General features: G+C 66.3%; 15 protein-coding genes. 9 read left to right on the top strand and 6 right to left on the bottom strand.

The features are described from left to right. Positions 1–9 precede the first annotated feature (9 nt). The 3 genes from ABZ004_RS25880 to ABZ004_RS25890 are packed head-to-tail and all read right to left on the bottom strand — an operon-like array spanning position 10 to position 2,922. Complete coding sequence (locus tag ABZ004_RS25880) at positions 10–507, bottom strand: hypothetical protein (RefSeq protein WP_355683577.1); 498 nt, start codon at positions 505–507, stop codon at positions 10–12. Between the two features lie 55 nt (positions 508–562). Continuing rightward, positions 563–979 carry an HIT family protein gene (locus ABZ004_RS25885; RefSeq protein WP_355683579.1) on the bottom strand — a complete coding sequence of 139 codons (417 nt, stop codon included), beginning with the start codon at positions 977–979 and terminating at the stop codon, positions 563–565. Beyond that, complete coding sequence (locus tag ABZ004_RS25890) at positions 979–2,922, bottom strand: Na+/H+ antiporter (RefSeq protein ID WP_355683581.1); 1,944 nt, start codon at positions 2,920–2,922, stop codon at positions 979–981. Before ABZ004_RS25890 ends, ABZ004_RS25885 begins: the two co-directional genes overlap by 1 nt. 107 nt (positions 2,923–3,029) lie before the next feature. On the opposite strand from ABZ004_RS25890, the gene ABZ004_RS25895 reads away from it, so the two are divergent. Beyond that, a complete protein-coding gene (locus ABZ004_RS25895) occupies positions 3,030–4,547 on the top strand; it encodes a CocE/NonD family hydrolase (protein WP_355683583.1) in 1,518 nt (505 codons plus the stop codon). Here the strand turns inward: ABZ004_RS25895 and ABZ004_RS25900 are convergent. Continuing rightward, a complete protein-coding gene (locus ABZ004_RS25900; protein WP_355683585.1) occupies positions 4,544–5,038 on the bottom strand; it encodes a DUF402 domain-containing protein in 495 nt (164 codons plus the stop codon). The genes ABZ004_RS25895 and ABZ004_RS25900 overlap by 4 nt on opposite strands. 54 nt (positions 5,039–5,092) lie before the next feature. Here ABZ004_RS25900 and rfbB point away from each other — a divergent pair, with 54 nt between their 5' ends. Together rfbB and ABZ004_RS25910 are read left to right on the top strand one after the other, a co-directional pair. Further along, positions 5,093–6,091, top strand: a complete 999-nt coding sequence (gene rfbB / locus ABZ004_RS25905) for a dTDP-glucose 4,6-dehydratase (protein ID WP_355683586.1) — start codon at positions 5,093–5,095, stop codon at positions 6,089–6,091. 100 nt (positions 6,092–6,191) lie between these two features. After that, positions 6,192–7,982 (top strand): LamG domain-containing protein, encoded by a 1,791-nt coding sequence (locus ABZ004_RS25910; protein ID WP_355683588.1) that lies wholly within the window; start codon positions 6,192–6,194, stop codon positions 7,980–7,982. A gap of 808 nt (positions 7,983–8,790) precedes the next feature. Here the strand turns inward: ABZ004_RS25910 and ABZ004_RS25915 are convergent. After that, complete coding sequence (locus ABZ004_RS25915) at positions 8,791–9,303, bottom strand: DUF402 domain-containing protein (protein WP_355683590.1); 513 nt, start codon at positions 9,301–9,303, stop codon at positions 8,791–8,793. Between the two features lie 158 nt (positions 9,304–9,461). Between ABZ004_RS25915 and dxs the strand changes: the two genes are divergently transcribed. The 6 genes from dxs to ABZ004_RS25945 all read left to right on the top strand — a co-directional run bounded on the left by dxs (position 9,462) and on the right by ABZ004_RS25945 (position 17,901). Then, positions 9,462–11,357 carry a 1-deoxy-D-xylulose-5-phosphate synthase gene (dxs, locus tag ABZ004_RS25920; protein WP_355683592.1) on the top strand — a complete coding sequence of 632 codons (1,896 nt, stop codon included), beginning with the start codon at positions 9,462–9,464 and terminating at the stop codon, positions 11,355–11,357. Next, on the top strand, positions 11,317–12,693 hold the full coding sequence (locus ABZ004_RS25925; RefSeq protein ID WP_355683594.1) for a hypothetical protein: 1,377 nt from the start codon (positions 11,317–11,319) through the stop codon (positions 12,691–12,693). The genes dxs and ABZ004_RS25925 overlap by 41 nt, the downstream gene beginning before the upstream one ends. A gap of 172 nt (positions 12,694–12,865) precedes the next feature. Further along, positions 12,866–14,158, top strand: a complete 1,293-nt coding sequence (locus ABZ004_RS25930; protein ID WP_355683596.1) for a hypothetical protein — start codon at positions 12,866–12,868, stop codon at positions 14,156–14,158. Between the two features lie 219 nt (positions 14,159–14,377). Next, the gene (locus ABZ004_RS25935) at positions 14,378–15,859 is read left to right on the top strand and encodes an amino acid permease (protein WP_355683597.1); all 1,482 of its coding nucleotides are present in this window, start codon (positions 14,378–14,380) and stop codon (positions 15,857–15,859) included. Between the two features lie 111 nt (positions 15,860–15,970). Further along, positions 15,971–17,272, top strand: coding sequence for a basic secretory protein-like protein (locus tag ABZ004_RS25940; RefSeq protein ID WP_355683599.1), 1,302 nt, complete (start codon positions 15,971–15,973; stop codon positions 17,270–17,272). After that, positions 17,272–17,901 (top strand): class I SAM-dependent methyltransferase, encoded by a 630-nt coding sequence (locus tag ABZ004_RS25945; RefSeq protein ID WP_355683601.1) that lies wholly within the window; start codon positions 17,272–17,274, stop codon positions 17,899–17,901. Before ABZ004_RS25940 ends, ABZ004_RS25945 begins: the two co-directional genes overlap by 1 nt. Here ABZ004_RS25945 and ABZ004_RS25950 read toward each other — a convergent pair. Next, positions 17,868–18,653, bottom strand: coding sequence for a class I SAM-dependent methyltransferase (locus tag ABZ004_RS25950; protein WP_355683603.1), 786 nt, complete (start codon positions 18,651–18,653; stop codon positions 17,868–17,870). The two genes, ABZ004_RS25945 and ABZ004_RS25950, sit on opposite strands and share 34 nt — an antisense overlap. Positions 18,654–18,673 lie beyond the last annotated feature (20 nt).

Genomic DNA, 18,673 nt, shown 5'->3' on the forward strand with positions numbered 1-18,673 from the left:
CGTCAAGCGTCAGAACCGTCCCCAGCTGAACTTTCCACTGCCTTGGCGGCCGAGGACGTAGTGGTTGTGATCGTCCGCCCACTTTCTCGCCGCGTCCGAGAAGATTCGCGAGCCGGAGTTGAGGAACTCCTCGGCAGTGTCCGGGTCGCCGAACCGAAGGAAGAGCTCCACCATCTGCTCCTTGGACCTCGGCCGCCCCAGTTTCATCGCAAGCCGCATCACCTGCGGCCGGCTGGTACCGCGTTTCAGCAGCAGCCTGGTCATGGCCGGTCCGACAAACCGTTCGTCGATAGCCCGAAGCTCGTCATAGGGCACCCGAGCAACCTCCGGATCGATCCAGTTCCCTTCGCGATCCAGAAGCCGGTGGCCGGCCTCCAAGGCGTCGACATGACGCTTGAGCGTGGTCATTTCATCAGGCCTCAACTCGTGGTTGAGAACGTCACCGTCCGCGCCGAGTGCCAGCAGCAGTTCTACGATGACGATCAGCCGATCCAGGAGACTCGGCATGGTTCCAGAGGCTAAGCAGTAAGCAGGCTGCGATGCTTCGGCTGGCAGGTTGCGGTCAGGCGGACAGCGCGGCGCGGAGGTTTTCGGCGTACGACGCTGCTTCGGCGTCGTCGGCGTACTTGGTGCGGGGCCAGAAGAAACCGCGGAGGCCGTCGCCCTTCGTCCGGGGTACGACGTGGACATGCAGATGCGGGACCGACTGGGAGACGACGTTGTTCACCGCGACGAACGAACCCTGTGCGTCGTACGCCGTACGGACCGCCGCTGCGACGGAGCGCGCCGCGCCGAACAGTGGCACGGTCAGCTCGTCGGGCAGCTCGACCATCGTCGCGATGTGCTCGCGCGGGACCAGCAAGGTGTGCCCCTTGAACACCGGCCGGATGTCGAGGAAGCCGAGGATCTCGGGCGTCTCGTAGACGAGGTGCGCCGGGGTGGAGCCGGCGATGATCGAGCAGAACAGACAGTCGGCCATCAGCCGAGTTTCTCGTCGATGAAGCACCAGCGCCAGTCCTCGCCCGGCTCGAAGCTCCGCATCACCGGGTGCCGCGTGGACTCGAAGTGCTTGCTGGCATGGCGTTCGGGGGAGGAGTCGCAGCAGCCGACGTGACCGCACTGCAGGCAGAGCCGCAGGTGCACCCACGTACCGCCGACCGCGAGGCACTCCTCGCAACCCTCCGGTGTGTTCGGCGTCAGCACGCACGGCGCCTGCGCGAGGTGCTCGCACTCGGCGCCCGGCGGCGGCACGATCCGGAGCGACTCGGACTGACCACCGACGTCGTCGGCCTCGGCGCGGTCGAGGATCGACTCCTCGATATCTAGCTGGATCTGCGCTCGCTGCAGCACCTCGTCAGCGACCAGACCGTCGTCACGGACCTTGAGGATGTGACTGCGCTCGGCGTCGAGCATGGCGATCCGGAGCCGCCGGTAGGCCTCACTGGGCGTCTCGTACTCCGTTTCGGGCCGGCCGAGTCGCTCCCAGGCCGCCTGGGCCCGGGACTCGCCCCGCTGGCGGAGTAGCGCGATCACCTCTTGCGGGTCGTCCGGGGTGATCAGGCGATCGAGCTCTGCCTCGGCGGCGCGGTGTGCTCCTTGGAGTACGGCGGCTTCCTGGAGCGCGTCCTCTGCGGGATCAGGGCCGGGCAGGCGCAACCGGCGTACGAGCCAAGGCAGAGTGGAGCCCTGCAACAGCAGGGTTCCAGCGGTCACTGTCAGTGCGATGAACACCAGTACTTCGCGGTGCGGCGTCTCCTCGGGCAGGATGAAGACAGCCGCCAGAGTGACCACACCCCGCATCCCTGCCCAGGAGACGACGACCAGGGCTTGCCAGCTGACCGGTCCTGGCCGGGAGCGGCCGAGGATACGGCGGGACAGCAGGGTGACCGGGAAGAGCCAGATCGGTCGCAGCAGGATCACTGCGAGGAACACGCCGACAGTGGCGATCGCAATGGTGCCGGTCGACAGCGGGCTGTGCGAGAGGTCGTCGAGGATCCAGCGCGTCTGCAGGCCGATCAGCAGGAAGACCGTGTTCTCCAGCAGGAACTGGAACGTCCGCCAGTTGGTGCGCTCGGACATCCGCGACGCGGCCGACTGGATGATCGGTGCCTTGTGCCCGAGGAGCAGGCCGGTGACGACGACAGACAGTACGCCGGACGCGTGGACCTCCTCGGCAGCGATGTAGGCAATGAAGGGCGCGGTCAGGCTGAGTGTCGTGTCGAGCACCGGATCGGTGAACCGCTTGCGGACCTTGGCCAGCACGATCGCGCAGACCAGACCGATCGCGACGCCACCACCGGCGGCCAGCAGGAAGTCCAGGCCGACGCTCAACGGGGTCGGGTTGTGGACGTCGTGCTCCCCGTTGAGCAGGGCAATGCTCGCGGTACCGGCCGCGAGCGCCGTACGGAGGGCGACCAGAGCGGTGGCGTCGTTGAGGAGGCTTTCGCCTTCGAGGATGGTGACGACGCGGCGGGGGAGTCCGACCCGCTTGGCGATCGCGGTCGCGGCGACCGCGTCCGGCGGGGCGACGACGGCGCCGATCGCGAAGGCGGCCCAGAGGGGGAGGGGCTCGAGGCCCTGCGACTTGGCGGCGCTGCCGAGCAGCCAGTAGGCGACCAGGCCGACGCCGATGGTGGTGAACGCGACCAGGCCGACCGAGAGGAGTCCGATGGACCGGCGGTGCTTGGAGAAGTCGACGAGGCTGGTTTTGATCGCCGCCGAGTACAGCAGCGGCGGCAGGAAGCCGACCAGGACGACCTCGTGGGACAGCTCGAACTGCGGGACGAAGGGCAGGTACGACGCTGCGACCCCGATGACGACGAGCAGCAGCGGCGCCGACACCCCGACCCGCCGGGCCAGCGCGGCCCCGGCCGCCACCACGGCGACCAGAGCGACAACCATGATCGCGATATGCACGGCCATAGTCTCGCAGCTCATCCTCCCCGTTCACTCACAGCGGAGCCCTGGTTCTTGTCGGTGTGCTGGTTTAGGTTGTGCGCATCGAGAGGAATCGATCACTGGGGGTAGTGATGAGTCGCCGTCCAGCTCTGCTCGGTGTTGTTGTCGCGCTCGTGGCTTCTTTGTTGCCGCTTGCTCCGGCGGTTGCCGCTGACCCTGTTGTGGTGAACGGGTGCGTGGCGAGCGTGCCGGAGCCTGGGACCGCCACCCCGGTGCAGATCTGCTACTCGCTCTTCAAACCCTCGAGTGCGTCGGCTGGGCACACCGTTCCATTGATCTTCCACAGCCACGGCTGGGGCGGGAGCCGGACCAAGGACCCTGCGGTCTTCAAGTCGTGGCTCGACGCCGGGTACGGCGTACTCAGCTTCGATCAGCGGAGTTTCGGCGAGAGCACCGGCGTCGCGCATGTGATGAACCCCGATTTCGAGGGCCGGGACGTGGTCAAGCTGGTCGACTTCGTCGCCTCGCTGGACTGGGTGACCAAGCAACGAGCTGGTGATCCTTTGATCGGCGCGATCGGCGGTTCCTACGGTGGTGGCTACCAGTTCGCCGGTGCCTTCACCGAGCTGCGGGATCGTGGGCGAACGAGGTTCGACGCGCTGGCGCCGGAGATCACCTGGTGGGATCTCAAGCAGAGCCTCGCACCGGACGAAGCGGCCCGGACACTGTGGCTGGCGATCCTGTACGCCGGTGGTGGTACCCATCTGCCTCCTGCGGTGGGCGCGGCGTTTGTTGCTTTGGTGACGACCGGCACCTGGCCGACCGGGCAGGCCGGTCGTGATCTCGACGCGTTCTTCGCCAAGAACGGGCCTGCCTGGCACGTCGCGCACGGGCGCAGACTGGACATTCCGGTGCTGTTCGGTCAGGGCATCTCGGACAACCTCTTCAACCTCAACCAGGGACTGGAGAACTTCCAGCAGGCGCTCACACCGCGCGCCCGGTCGCGCTCGATCTTCCTCGGCTACAACGGCGGCCACACTCTGCCCAGCGTGCTGCCGCCAGGTTTCGTCACGCCGGGGGATCCCTGTTCCGTCGCCCTCGGCAGCGCTTCCTTCGGGGCGCTGGAGCAGCGGTTCATGGACCTGCAATTGCTGGGTGAGCACAGCGGCCTGACCGGCTTCGGCGGCTACCACCTCGCCACCGCGGACGGTCGTTGCCTGAGTCAACGAAGTCTCGAGCCGAACAAGCAGTACCGGCTCGGCCAGGTGGTGACGTCGGCGAACGTCGGACTGCCAATCAACATCGAGGTTGCCAAGGGGCCGATCACCGTGGCCGGCGTACCTGCGTTGAGAGCCAAGGTCAGCAGCCTGCTTCCTGATGCAGGTGCCTTCTTTGCTCTCAGCGTGGGCAGCACTGTCCTCGACGCCAAGATCGTCCAGAACAACACGATGCCGTTGCGTGAGACAAGGGTGGTGCGTGGCGCCCGCCGCTCGGTCGACCTACCTGGGATCGCGGTCGACGTCCCAGCCGGCAAGTCGCTGTTCCTAACAGTCTCCCCGGTCGCCGACATGTTCGCCGGTCAGAACGGCCGCGTTCCCAACGCGCTGAAACTCGACCACCTCACCCTGACCGTGCACGAGGCGCGTTAGCGGACCTTGTCGAGGTAGGTCTTGTACGTCGAGAGGAACGGCTCCTCGGTCTGGACCGCCCGGACCAGCCAGTCGCATTCCTTCTGGGCAGCCTCGATGGTGGCGCGCGGGTAGCCGAACTGGACCTGATGCTCGGCGAACTCGTCCTCGTCGTCGACGTACACCGTCCCGTCGCGCTTCTTCACCACGTCCAGATCGAGATCGATCATCGTGAATTCGGTCTCGCCGAAGGTCACCGGGGTGGTGATGTCGCAGTAGATCACGGTCGACCGCGGCTCGTCGTTGAAGATCGCCGTGAACCAGCGGTCGCGCGGGAACAACTGCACGTGCGCCTGTGAATGGTGCATCTCGGGCTCGTCGCCGCGCTGCGAGACCGAGTTCGCCCGCGCGCCGAGCCATACGCCGTACTGGTCCTCGCCCAGATACAGCATCCACTGGTGCCAATGCAGCCTCTGGTCGTACTTGCGGTAGACCACCCGGACGTTACGCATGGCGTCACCGTACCGGCGTGATCGGTCACTGAACTGCTAGCTATCCTGTGCGGCATGCGACGGATGCTCATCACCGGCGGAGCCGGCTTCATCGGCTCGAACTTCGTGCACGACACCGTCCGCCGCCTGCCGGACGTGGCGATCACCGTGCTCGACGCCCTCACGTACGCCGGCAGCGAGAGCAACCTGGCGTCGGTGGCCGAGCAGGTCACCTTCGTCCACGGCGACATCTGCGACGCCGCGCTCGTCGACAAGCTCGTCGCCGAGACCGACGTCCTGGTCCACTTCGCCGCCGAATCCCACGTCGACAACTCGTTGAACGATCCGTCGCCGTTCATCCAGAGCAACATCATCGGCACCTTCACCCTGCTCGAGGCGGTCCGCAAGCACGACAAGCGGATGCACCACATCTCCACCGACGAGGTCTTCGGCGACCTCCCACTGGACTCGGTCGACCAGTTCACCGAGGAGACGGCGTACGACCCCTCCAGCCCGTACTCCGCCAGCAAGGCAAGCTCCGACATGCTGGTCCGCGCCTGGGCCCGCTCGTACGGCGTGGCCGCGACGATCTCCAACTGCGCGAACAACTACGGCCCGTACCAGCACGTCGAGAAGCTGATCCCACGCCAGATCACCAACATCCTGCTCGGCGACAAGCCCAAGCTCTACGGCGCCGGCGAGAACGTCCGCGAATGGACCCACGTCGACGACCACAACGAGGCCGTCCACCGCATCATCGCAGGAGGCCGCCTGGGCGAGACCTACCTCATCGGCTCCGGCGACGAACGCAGCAACAAACAAATCATCGAAGCAATCCTCACCCTGATGAACGAGCCGTCCGACGCCTACGAGCACGTCCCCGACCGCCCCGGCCACGACCTCCGCTACTCCAACAACACCACCAAAATCCGCACCGAACTCAACTGGACCCCCCGCTACTCAGACTTCACCGAAGGCCTCACCGCCACCATCAACTGGTACAAGTCCAACCCCTCGTGGTGGAAACCCCAAAAACAAGCCGCCGAAGCAAAGTACAAACTCCTCGGCCGCTAATTGCACATAGGTGCAACTAGCTGGACGCAGTAATCCCCTCCCCGGAAGGATGGCCCGGCCGTCGGCTTTCGCCTGCGGCTTGGAAGGCCGGGAGGGCTGCATGGCTGGGTGGGGAAAGTTGAGTGGCGTGCTGAGTTGGCGTGTGACCGCTGCGGCGGCTGGTCTGGTGCTGGCCATCGGTGGGGTAAATCTTTCGGCTGCTGCGGCGGACGAGCCGCCGGTGCCGCCGAGTCCGCCCACGGTCACGGCGACCTATCACGGTGCTGAGTTGGGCAACTGTCTCGACCAGCCGGTGTGCCCGGAGATCGTAGAACTGGGTGAATCGGTGACGTTCACCCTGACGGCGACCTCGGCGGATGTGGTGCGGTTCGACTACAACCTCAACACCACCTACGGGTCTGTGGACGGTTCGTCAGCCACCATCACGCTGACTCCGACCAGCGATACCTTGCAAACCCTCCAGGTGCGGAGTGTCAGCAGCATCGGGCAGCCCGGCGGCTTGACGTATTTCCGATTCAACGTCGGCCCACGCCCTGCACCCATCGGTTCCTGGGCTTTCGACGACGGCAGCGGTACCACGGCGGCTGATGGTCCCGGCCTCACACATCCACTGACCTTGACCGGGGGAGCGGCCTTCGACGGCAAGGGCCGGGTGAACGGATCCGCCGCATTCGACGGTGTGGATGATTTCGCCCAGGCGTCCGAGCCAGTGGTCGACACCTCGAAGAGCTTCAGCATCTCGGCTTGGGCCCGCCCGACGAGCAGCACCACGAACGGTGTTGTCGCTGCCGTGACCGGAACCAACAGCAGCGCCTTCGGCCTGTACTACGACGCCGCCAGCAAGCGCTGGGTCTTCGGGCGCACCTCAGCTGATGTCTCCAACCCGGCCTTCTATCGCGCGTCCTCGAAGGAAGCACCGGTCAACACCGCCTGGACCCACCTGACCGGCACCTACGACGCGACCACCGGCAACCTGGAGCTCTTCGTCAACGGCCGCCTGCAGCAGACCTCCACCTCGCCGACCACTCCGGCATGGAAGGCTGCTGGCCCGCTGACGGTTGGCCGCGGCAAGTTCGCCGGTGCTTTCACCGGCTACTTCGCCGGATCCCTCGACGAAGTCAACATCTGGCAGCGCGTTCTGGTGGCTGACGAGATTCCCGAGTTGGTCGATTCGCGTTTGCGCAGCGGCGTGGTGAGTTCGGGCGTGGCGGCGTACTGGCCGCTCGACAATGCCACCCGGGTCGGCACCACCTGGCGTACGCCGGAAGCCGTTCGCGGCGCCGATCTGACCGTCGCGGGCTTCACCGGCAGCCAGGCCGGCGCTTTCGTCGACGACCCGCAGTACGGGCGAGTCCTCGAAATGACCGGCCACACTCGCGAGTCCCTGACCCTCGACCACTCCGTGATCGACGGCAGCGCCAGCTTCACCGTCGCCGCCCGCGTCAAGATCGGTGACCCCTCGAAGTCCATGGTCGTTGCTCGGCAGGGCACCTCTGGTAAGGACACCTGGCGCATCGAGTACCGCCCGGTCGACGCCACCACCAGCGAATGGATCTTCGCCCGCGGTGACGCCACCTCGGCCACCGAAACCACAGCCGTCGCCACCGTCGACCGTGACACGGTCACCGACTGGCATGTCATCTCCGCCACCTACGCCGCCGGCTCGGACGGTTCCGTCAACCCTGAACTCGCCATCCAAGTAGACCTCCGCGGCTTCTCGAACCAAGCCTTCCCGGCGATCCCCACCCGCGGCGGCACCACCATGATCGGCACCTCCCGCACCAACACCAAACCCTTCAACGGCCGCCTCGACGACCTCCGCCTGTACGCCGGCGCAGCCGCCCAACCCACCCTCTGCACCGCCTACCTAGACCCCACCAACTGCAGCTGACCCTCTAACTCCCGACGGCGGAGGAGCACCCCATCCCCGCTCCTCCGCCGCCGAGATCCTCTGACCCGGTGAGAGAGTTGCCCGGTGCCAACAACCGACAAGCGGCGACCAGAGCCCTGCAGTACGTCGTACGCACGCTGGCTAACCTGCTACGAACTCGCCTGGCACGATCCCACGACGATCAGCCGCATCGACTTCACCAGCCGAGGTCGACCTCCCATGCTGACAAGCAGATCTGGCGGACCTGGGCAGAGTGTCAGATCGGCGGCCATGACCCGGGCGCACCTTACGCCTGGCGCATCAGGCCCTCACCTCGATCCAGACGGAGGATGGGCAGCGCAGCAATGAGACGCCTAGGCACCTTCGCGGAGCTATGGGATGGCGGGCTTGAGTACGAATCGATTCGAGACGCTGTAGGAATTCTGAATGAAGTCGAAAGACGGCGGGTGGCGTTTTATCTCGTGCGGGCTACCTCGATCAGATACACGATCGGATTTCAATCTGATGTAATCGATGGCGAAGAAGTCTTTCTGACTTCCGGATTGCGTTCCGACGGAAGTTGGTATTGGCGGACCGATCTTGCCCACTATGTATTGAAGTATGGAGTTCGACTACCCATCGAATTTCTCGACGAAGCTAGGTCGAATCTGTGGGGCCCGCCGTTATTTACTGAACAGGAGGCTGCGACATTGGCCTCTCAAATAGAGGACCCGTCGTGATCCCACCAGTGGGTGAGCCTGGAGCGCGGCGCGGGCTGAATAGCGGGAGCGAAGGCCGGGCGGAGTGCCGACAGTCAGCCGCTGCATACCTAGCTGGCTGGGGTGAGGGACTTGAGTTTTGTTAGGTAGGTTTTGTAGGTGCTGGTGAAGGGTTCGGCCACGGCGATGTTGGCGGCTATCCAGGTGCAGGTAGCTTGGGCGGTGGCTATCACCTGGGCGGGGTAGGAGTACTTGAGTTGGTGCAGCTCGAATTCGTCTTCGTCCATGACTTTTACGGTGCCGTCGCGGAGGAGGCGGACGTCTAGGTCCAGGTCGACGGCGGTGACGGAGTCGACGCCGAATTCTGCGGGCATGGTGATGTCGCAGTACACCAGGGTGGCGTGGGGTTCGTCGTTGAAGAGGGCGGACCACCATTGGCCTCGGGGGAAGAGGCGGACGCGGTGGTGGTCGATGGTGACCCAGGTGCCGTCGGCGCGTTGGGCTCGGGTGCCGGGGAGGGAGCCGGTCCAGAGGCCGTGTTCGTCCTCACCCAGACTTATGGCTTCCAAGAGGCGGTGGGGCGTGCCGTCGTACTTGCAGAAGAGGGTCCTCACCAGCTCCATGGCGATCACTGTAGGTGAGAGGGGCATCACAAGCGAACAAGCTCGCCCCGGCGCTCGTCCTTAAGTGTGAGAAACGCACAGTGACGCCCTCCGCGTTCGGAATACGGGGCGGCCGTGCATAGACTCAAGCATTCGAGGACAACCTGCGGAGGAGCTCGATGCGCGTGCTGGAGACGGTCGGTGGACCGGAGGACCTCAAGGGTCTGACCGACCATCAGCTCACTGAACTCGCCGCGGAGATCCGCGACACCCTGGTGGAGACCGTGTCCCGGACCGGTGGTCATCTGGGGCCCAATCTGGGCATGGTGGAGATCACCCTGGCGATGCACCGGGTGTTCGATTCGCCGAAGGACCGGCTGATCTACGACACCGGTCACCAGACGTATGTGCACAAGCTGCTGACCGGCCGGGCGCCCAAGTTCGACACGCTCCGTCAGCAGGGCGGCCTGAGTGGCTACCCGAGCCAGCAGGAGTCCGAGCACGACATCGTCGAGAACAGCCACGCCTCGACCTCACTCTCGTACGCCGACGGCCTGGCAAAGGCTTACCGGCTAAGGAAAGAAGACCGGCACGTGGTCGCCCTGATCGGCGACGGCGGTCTCACCGGCGGCATGGCGTGGGAAGCGCTGAACAACATCGCCGCCGCCAAGGACCTCAAGCTGGTCATCATCGTCAACGACAACGGCCGCTCCTACAGCGCGACCGTCGGCGGTCTCGCGACGCACCTGACCAGCCTGCGCACCAACCCGCGGTACGAGAAGATCCTCGACCTGGTGAAGAAGAACCTCGGCCGTACGCCGTACGTAGGCCCGCCGATGTACGAGGTGCTGCACGGTGTGAAGAAGGGCCTCAAGGACATGCTCGCCCCGCAGGGCATGTTCGAGGATCTCGGCCTGAAGTACGTCGGCCCGGTGAACGGTCACGACCGGCAGGCGATGGAGGACGCGCTCGCCAAGGCCAAGCAGTTCGGCGGCCCGGTGATCGTGCACGCGGTGACCCAGAAGGGCTTCGGGTACGCCGCCGCCGTTCAGGACGAGGAAGACAACTTCCACCAGGTCCGCCCCAAGAACAAGCCGCGCGGCTGGACGGACGTGTTCGCCGAGGAGCTCATCGAGATCGGTCACCGCCGGCCGGACGTGGTCGCGATCACCGCCGCGATGTTGCACCCGACCGGCCTGGCGCCGTTCGCGCAGGAGTTCCCGGACCGGATCTTCGACGTCGGCATCGCCGAGCAGCACGCGGTGACGAGTGCCGCCGGCCTCGCGATGGGCGGGATGCACCCAGTCGTCGGCCTGTACGCGACGTTCCTCAACCGCGCCTTCGACCAGCTCCTGATGGACGTCGCGCTGCACAAGTGCGGCGTCACCTTCGTGCTCGACCGGGCCGGCGTGACCGGTGACGACGGCGCCAGCCACAACGGCATGTGGGACATGTCGATCCTGCAGGTCGTCCCCGGGCTGCGGCTCGCGGCACCCCGCGACGGCAAGCGGCTCAAGGAGCTGCTCAACGAAGCCGTCGACGTCGACGACGCCCCGACCGTACTGCGGTACGCAAAGGGTGAGGTCTTCGACGACATCGAGGCCATCGACAGAACAGGCACCACCGACATCCTGGTCCGCACCGGCACCGACGTACTGATCATCGGCATCGGCTCGATGGCTGCCACGGCGGTCGACGTTGCCGCCAGACTCCAGGACCAAGGATTCGGTGTCACGGTCGTGGACCCGCGCTGGGTGAAGCCGGTCGACCCGGCATTGGTCGAGCTGGCCGGCACGTTCAAGTTCGTCGTCACGATCGAGGACAACGGCCGGGCCGGCGGTTGTGGAGCGGCGATCTCGCAGGCGCTGAGAGACGCCGGCGTCAGCACGCCGGTCCGTGACTTCGGCATCCCGCAGCAGTTCCTCGATCACGCCAAGCGGCCCGCCATCCTGCAGGAGATCGGGCTGACCGGTCAGGGGCTCGCACGGGACGTGATCGAGATGATCGCCAAGCACCAAGGAGACGCGATCACCAGTGAGCCAGACACCGCGAGCGGCAGGCCCGGCGGGGCCTGACGCGGAGCCGGCGAGGGGCCGCCATTCGGCGGCTTCCCGGCATCAGCGGGCCTGGCCGCTGTTCCTCTCGCTGGTTCTCGTCGCCACCGCAGTCGCCGGCGGACTGGCCCTGCACCAGTCCCGCTCCAACGGCCCGGAGAGCTCCCAGGCTGCCTCGAACGGCGCCTCCGGTACGCCGGACGTCGCCGCCCGGGCCGCCGAGGTGGACAAGCTCCTCCAGACCCGGGCGCAGGCGGTCCAGCAGAACCACGAGGCCGAGTTCCTCGCCACCGTGGACCAGGGCAACAAGACGTTGCTTGCCAAGCAGCGGGTGTTGTTCGAGAACCTCCGCCAGTTCGGGTTCGCCAAACTCGGCTACGAGCGGCTCCGGGACCAGTTCGACCAAACACTGGTGGACAAGTACGGACCTTCGACGTACGCCGTAGCTGTCGCGATGGCCTACCAGATCGAGGGCATCGACCCGGTGCCCGTCCGGACCATGCTCGGCTACACCTTCACCAAACGCCCGGACGGCCACTGGATGCTCGTCTCGGACACCGACCTCGATCACCTGCTGCCGCGTGGATCGCACCAAGAGGCCTGGGACACCGGGAGCGTCCTGGTGAAGCGTGGTCCGCGCGTGCTCGTGGTCGTCGAGCAGAACCAGGACGCGCTCGCCACCAGCCTCGTCGCCAAGGCCGTCAGCGCGGTGAAGGCCGTCAGCAAGAGCTGGCCCGGCGGCTGGACCGGCTCCGGTTTCGTCATCGCCCTCGACGACAAGGTCGTCCGCGGCGCTGACTATTCGCTGCCGAAGAACGCCGAGGACGCGCTCGCGATGGCGACCTGGGTCTACCGGACGCTGCCCGGCGAGGTGACCGGGACGGGGGAGCGGGCCGACTCGTACGTCGTGATCAACCCGCGCAACCGGACGAAGGTGGACGCCCGCACGCTCGCGCACGAATTCACGCACGTGGCGACCGCGCCGTACGGGGCCTCTGCGCCGCGCTGGATGGTGGAGGGCGCCGCGACGTACGTCGAATTCCTGCCGATGGACGGCGCGCCGGATCTGGCGCTCGACAAGTACCAGGCGAGGGTGCGGACGAAGTACCTGACGAAGGCCAAGGGACTTCCGGCCGACGCAACCTTCTTCGACAATGCGTCGAGTTCTTATCCGTTGTCCTGGCTGGCGATGGACTACCTGTTCCACAAGTACGGCGGGACGGAGGTCTCCACCCTTTACCAGGAGATGGCAGCCCTCGGTACGACGCAGGCCGAGCGCAACCGGATCATGACCGAGCATGTCGGCGTCACCGAAGCGGGTCTCTTCCAGGTCCTCAGGGCAGCAGCGGCCAAGTAGGGGCACGCCGTGTTTGCCCCAGACCGGCCTCGACCGAGTAGGGTAGCCGGGCTGTAGCAGACGGGCGGACCGGAGGAATCGACCCGACGTGAGTTTCACAACACCTAGCGCCGGCCCGCCAGGCGCTCAGGTTCCGCCCCACGGGCCCCGCCGCTGGCTGGGCCTTCTTGTCGTGGTCGCCCTGGTCTGCGGCGGCGTCGGCTATGCCGTCCACGACCGGGAACAGGATGCCCGGGCCAGGCCGGTGGCCACCGCCACCCCGCCGAAGCATCCGAACCAGGGGACCAGCCCGCCGACCAAGACCGCCGCGGCCATCGCTGCCCGGCGGGTCGCGGTCGACACGATCCTGCTGCGCCGGTCGCGCGCGGTCCGGATCGGCAACGAGAGGCTGTTCCTGCAGGACATCGACCCGGCCAACACCAAGCTCCGCCAGCAGCAGAAGGTGCTGTTCGCGAACCTGGTCGAGATCGGCTTCGGCCAGATCGACTACAACCAGGCCGAGGAGCGCTTCGACGCCGCCGCGGTCCGCGCGCACGGCTCCACGACGTACCTGGTCCGCGTCCTGATGCGCTACCAGATCCCGAACGTCGACGTCCTGCCGGTCTACACCGAGCTCGGCTACAGCTTCGTCAATCGCGGCGGCCGCTGGATCATCGCCGCCGACAACGATCTCGACAAGGATCTCGGGCCCGGCGCGCACCAGGAGCCCTGGGATCTCGGCCGGCTCGAGGTGCATCGGGGGCCCCGGGTGATGGTGCTGGTCGACAAGGGCGACACCGCGCGCGGCCGGGCGATCGTCACCGAGGCGTCGGAGGCGCTGACCGAGGTCGCGGCCTATTGGCCCCGGAAGTGGCGCGGTTCGGTGCTCATCGCGGCGCTCGACGACAACGATGTGCGCGATGCGCGGTTCGCCGACGAGGACATCGAGTCGGCCGCCAGCGCGGGGTCGACGTTCTCCTCGCTGCCCGGCGAGGATTCGGCCGACGGCACCGTGGCCGGCGCCTACATCGTGGTGAACCCGAAGGAGCGCGACCGGGTCGACGAGATCCTGCTGTCGCACGAGATCACTCACGTCGCGACCGCGGATCTCGGCGGGTACGAACCGCTCTGGCTGGCCGAGGGCGCCGCGGAGTACGTCTCCTGGCGGGGCATCGAGGCGATCAGCGGACCGGGCGAGGTCAGCAAGTGGGAGCAGGAGGTCATCGACGACGCGCTGCCGACGTTGAACGCATTGCCGACCGACGCCGGTTTCTACCAGACCAACACCGACGTGTACGGCGTGAGCTGGCTGGCCGTGCGCTTCCTGGTCTCCCGGATCGGGCTGCAGCCGGTCGAGGACCTCTACGAGGACCTGGCCCGCAGCGGCACCGACCAGTCGGCCCGGGACCGGATCCTGCTGACCAGGACCGGGTTCACCGAGGCGTCCTTGTGGCTCGCGCTGAAGGACTACCACCCGCCGCGCTGACCTTGCTGTCCGGGGCAACGATTGTGCCAACGCTGTCCGAGGCAACGATGTGTCAACTAAACGGGGCCGGGCGCATCGGCCGGGGCCGATCTGGGTAACCGGACCGTCGCCGTGGATTTTGCCCTCCGGCCGGCTGTCGTGACGCTGAGTGGCGGTTTGACCTCGTGCTGTCAGACGGGCAGGCTCGGAGGGTTCCGTCCGAGTTGAGGAGGCGTACAGATGAGCCTGTTGCGAAAGAAGACGATCGAGCAGTCGATCGCGGACACCGACGAGCCGGAGTACCAGCTCAAGAAACGCCTCACCGCCCTCGACCTGACCGTCTTCGGGATCGGCGTCATCATCGGCGCCGGTATCTTCACCCTGACCGGGCGGGCGGCGAAGGCGTACGCCGGTCCCGGGATCGCGTTGTCGTTCGTCTTCGCCGCGATCTGCTGCGCGCTCGCGGCGCTGTGCTACGCGGAGTTCTCGTCGACGGTGCCGGTGTCGGGTTCGGCGTACACGTTCTCGTACTTCTCGCTGGGTGAGATCTTCGCCTGGATCATCGGCTGGGACCTGCTGCTCGAGCTGATGCTCGGATCGAGTGTGGTCGCGCAGGGCTGGTCGGCGTACGCGAAGTTGTTCCTCGATCAGATCGGGCTCGGCTGGCCGGATTCGATCGGGCCGGGCGCCGACGTCAATGTGCTCGCGATGCTGCTGGTCCTCGTGCTGGCGACGCTCGCGACGATCGGCATCAAGGAGTCGCTGCGGGTCAACCTGGCGCTGGTCGCGGTGAAGCTGTTCGTGGTGCTGTTCGTGATCATCGCCGGCCTGTTCTACATCAAGGGCTCCAACCTGACCCCGTTCATCCCGCCGAGCGTGCCGGCCGAGAACGGCGACGTCACCATCACCACCCCGCTGTTCCAGGCGCTGTTCGGGTTCACCCCGTCGACGTTCGGGGTGATGGGCCTGGTCTCCGGTGCCTCGCTGGTGTTCTTCGCGTTCATCGGGTTCGACGTGGTCGCGACCACCGCCGAGGAGGCGAAGAACCCGCAGCGCGACCTGCCACGCGGCATCATCGGTTCGCTCGCGATCTGCACCGTGCTCTACGTGCTGGTCTGCATCGTGATCACCGGCATGGTCAAGTACACCGACATCAGCAGTGAGGCCGCGCTGGCCGAAGCCTTCAAGGCGGTCGGCAAACCCGGGTTCGCGACGTTGATCTCGGCCGGTGCCGTTGCCGGTCTGACCACGGTCGTGCTGACCTTGATGATCGGCGCCGCCCGCGTCGTGTTCGCGATGAGCCGCGACCACCTGGTGCCGGCCACTCTCGGCAAGACCCACCCGACGTTCGGTACGCCGTACCGGCTGACCATCGGGATCGGTGTCGTGGTGGCGATCGTGGCCGGTGTGACACCGGTCGGCAAGCTCGAGGAGATGGTGAACATCGGCACGCTCGCCGCGTTCACTCTGGTGTCGATCGCCGTCCCGCTGCTGCGGAAGAGCCGGCCGGACATCCAGCGCTCGTTCCGGGTGCCGGGCAACCCGGTGGTGCCGATCCTCGCCGCGCTGATCTGCATCTACCTGATGCTGAACCTGTCGCTGGAGACCTGGCTGCGGTTCGCGATCTGGATGGTGCTCGGCTTCGTCGTCTACGCCCTCTACGGCTACCGCAAGAGCCGCGTCGGCACCACAGAACGTACCGGGGAAAGCACCCGGGCGTAACTCCGTCGCTCGGAGGCCGCGCTCTCAGACCCCTGAGGGCGCGGTTCTTCGTGCGTTGTGGCGACGGAGTAGGATCCCCTCGCTGGAACACGGGTGGGGCTGAGGAGAGCGATGAGCAAGCGGCGGGGGCGAATCATCGCGGGAGTTGCCGCTGTGGCAGTCGCCAGTACGGCGGGCGCCGTCGTGGCGACCCGGGGCGATCACGGGTCACGGCCCACCGGAAGTACCGCGGTTGCCGTAGGAGCCACGCCCGGTGTCGTCTCCGATGCGGAGAAGGCGGCGCGGAAGGCGCAGATCAACGTGTTGCTGGCGCAGCGGGCGAGCGCCGTACTCAAGGGTGATCAAGCCGGTTTCCTCAAGGCTGTGGATCCCCAGCTGGTGACCGGGCAGACCAGGCTCTTCAAGAATCTGCGGATGTTCGGTTTCAGCAAGCTGAACTACTTCGTCGAATCCGAGCGCAAGACGCCGGCGCTGGTGGAGAAGTACGGAGCGCAGACCTTCACTGTTCGGTTGATGATGCGGTACCAGCTGACCGGGCTGGATCGCTCTCCGGTGCAGACCGATCTCGGCTACTCGTTCACCCGGCGCGGGAACCAGTGGGTGCTGATCTCCGACAGCGAGATCGACTCCGAGTTGAGCCGGGACGGCCATCAGCAGCCGTGGGACTTCGGCGAGGTCGCCGTCACCCGGCGCGAGAAGGTGGTCGTGATCGTCGACAAGGCGGAGGCGGCGCTCGGCGCAAAGATTGCCAAGAGCTCGTCGGCTGCCGTCGCCGCCGTGCGGAGGCATTGGCCGCTGGGCTGGGACGGTGCGGTGATGGTTGTCGCGATGCGTGAGCCGCAGGTGATGAGCAACCTCTGGACCACGGGCACTGGCGACGGCTGGACGATCGCGGCGATGGCGGTCACCTTGTACGACGGGGAGCCGTTCCGCTTGAAGACCGGTGCGCCCGTCGGCAGCCGGATCGTCGTGAACCCGAAGTACCGGCAGAGCACCGACAAGGACCTGCTGGTGCACGAGATGACGCACGTCGCGACCGACTCGCTCAACTGGCGGACGCCGGAGTGGCTGGTCGAAGGCGTCGCGGAGTATGTGCGCTGCGCCGCCATCGAGGACGACCCGCACTGGACCGTCGACCCATATCGCCGGCAGGTCCGGAAGAAGTACCTGCCGACGATGAAGGCCCTGCTGACCTCGGCCGACTTCGACGGTGACGGCGAACGCGCCTATGCCCTCGCCTGGTGGTCCACCGCTTACCTCGCCGAAAAGATCGGCCCCCAGAAACTCGCCGCGCTCTACGCAGACCTCTCCACCCACAACACCACCCCGGCCGCCTACGCCACCATCCTCCAAAAACACACCGGCAAAACCCCGGCCGCATTAGCAGCCGCCATCAAGAACTGGCGCGGCTGATGTCGGACTACTACCGCGAACGCGCCGCCGAGTACGACGCCATTTACGCCAAGCCCGAACGCCAGACGGATCTAGCGCGCTTGCACAGCCTGCTTCCCGAGCTGGTCCGCGATCGCACAGTTCTGGAGATCGCCGCAGGAACGGGCTACTGGACCGCCACGCTGTCCACAGCTGCTGAGTCCGTTCTCGCAACCGATCTGAATGAGGAGCCGCTGGAGATCGCGCGCTCCCGTTCATACGACGGCGCAGTCGCTTTCCAGCGTGCCGATGCCTACGACCTCAAAGCCGTCGCCGGTGATTTCGACACCGCTTTCGCCGGCTTCTTCTGGTCGCACATTCCGCGCTCCGCCATCGCGACGTTTCTCCGCGGAATGCAGAAGCGCCTCGGCTCGGGAGGGCGCTTGATCCTGATGGACAACCGCTATGTGGAAGGCAGCAGCAGTCCAGTCACCAGGACCACCGCCGATGGCGATACCTTCCAGACCCGTACCTTGACGGACGGGCGCACCTTCGAAGTACTGAAGAACTTCCCAACTCGGGAACAGTTCATCGATGACGTGACTGCGTTCGCCGAGGTCGAGTGGACAGAGTTTCCTTACTTCTGGCTCGCTACTCTCACGTTTCGTTGAGCCTTGAGCCAGAAGCGTTTGCGGGTTACCTGTAGCGGGGTGCCTTTGGCGTGGAGGGCTAGCAGGGCGTCGGTGTAGCGGTCGACGGTGAAGTCTTCGGGGGCGTCCCAGGGGACTAGCTGGAGGTAGGCGACCAGGGCGCCGATGTCTTTGAAGGTGTAGTGGTCGACGGACTCCGCGCCATCGAGAACCTCGAGGCCTGCTTCGGTGAGGGCTTCGCGGAAGGGCGCGTAGTGAACGTGCGCCGCGGGAGCCGGTACGCCGAATGCCTCGCGCACCTCGGCGAACTCGTCGCCGCTGACCTGCTGGGTCAAGAACAACCCGCCTGGCGTGAGGACTCGCGCGATCTCCTGCGGGTGGTAGGACTCGTGCCGGTTGAGCACCAGGTCGAACCGCTCGTCCGGGAACGGCATCGGTGCCGGCCGCGGATCGTCATCAGGCTGGCCGAAGGCAACAACCTGGATCCCGTACGCCGTAAGTGCTTTCCGGGCGACCGGGATGTTCGGTTCCCAACCCTCTGTCGCTGTCGTGTCCGGCGGCAACAGCTCCCTGAACCGCAGCAACCGCTCGCCGCCGCCGGTCCCCATATCCAGCACGGCCCTCGCGCCGGCGAGCCCCTCCCGAGTCACCGCATCAAAGTCCCACGGCAACTCCGGCTCCTCGACGCGCCCCTCGAGCGCCGAAAAGTCCCACCCTTCAGCCGGCCCGGTCTCCTCGACCCGCCACCCACGAACCAGCTCATCAACATCCACCCGCCCGATCGTAGGCCGAC

Source organism: Kribbella sp. NPDC006257 (assembly GCF_040613535.1).
Lineage (GTDB): Bacteria > Actinomycetota > Actinomycetes > Propionibacteriales > Kribbellaceae > Kribbella.

Bases quoted from the DNA above. Each gene is read 5' to 3' on its own strand.
- ABZ004_RS25915 (WP_355683590.1), bottom strand. From the start codon at position 9,303: ATGGAGCTGGTGAGGACCCTCTTCTGCAAGTACGACGGCACGCCCCAC.
- rfbB (WP_355683586.1), top strand. From the start codon at position 5,093: ATGCGACGGATGCTCATCACCGGCGGAGCCGGCTTCATCGGCTCGAAC.
- ABZ004_RS25890 (WP_355683581.1), bottom strand. From the start codon at position 2,922: ATGGCCGTGCATATCGCGATCATGGTTGTCGCTCTGGTCGCCGTGGTG.
- dxs (WP_355683592.1), top strand. From the start codon at position 9,462: ATGCGCGTGCTGGAGACGGTCGGTGGACCGGAGGACCTCAAGGGTCTG.
- ABZ004_RS25895 (WP_355683583.1), top strand. From the start codon at position 3,030: ATGAGTCGCCGTCCAGCTCTGCTCGGTGTTGTTGTCGCGCTCGTGGCT.
- ABZ004_RS25945 (WP_355683601.1), top strand. From the start codon at position 17,272: ATGTCGGACTACTACCGCGAACGCGCCGCCGAGTACGACGCCATTTAC.
- ABZ004_RS25885 (WP_355683579.1), bottom strand. From the start codon at position 979: ATGGCCGACTGTCTGTTCTGCTCGATCATCGCCGGCTCCACCCCGGCG.
- ABZ004_RS25880 (WP_355683577.1), bottom strand. From the start codon at position 507: ATGCCGAGTCTCCTGGATCGGCTGATCGTCATCGTAGAACTGCTGCTG.
- ABZ004_RS25935 (WP_355683597.1), top strand. From the start codon at position 14,378: ATGAGCCTGTTGCGAAAGAAGACGATCGAGCAGTCGATCGCGGACACC.
- ABZ004_RS25910 (WP_355683588.1), top strand. From the start codon at position 6,192: ATGGCTGGGTGGGGAAAGTTGAGTGGCGTGCTGAGTTGGCGTGTGACC.
- ABZ004_RS25900 (WP_355683585.1), bottom strand. From the start codon at position 5,038: ATGCGTAACGTCCGGGTGGTCTACCGCAAGTACGACCAGAGGCTGCAT.
- ABZ004_RS25940 (WP_355683599.1), top strand. From the start codon at position 15,971: ATGAGCAAGCGGCGGGGGCGAATCATCGCGGGAGTTGCCGCTGTGGCA.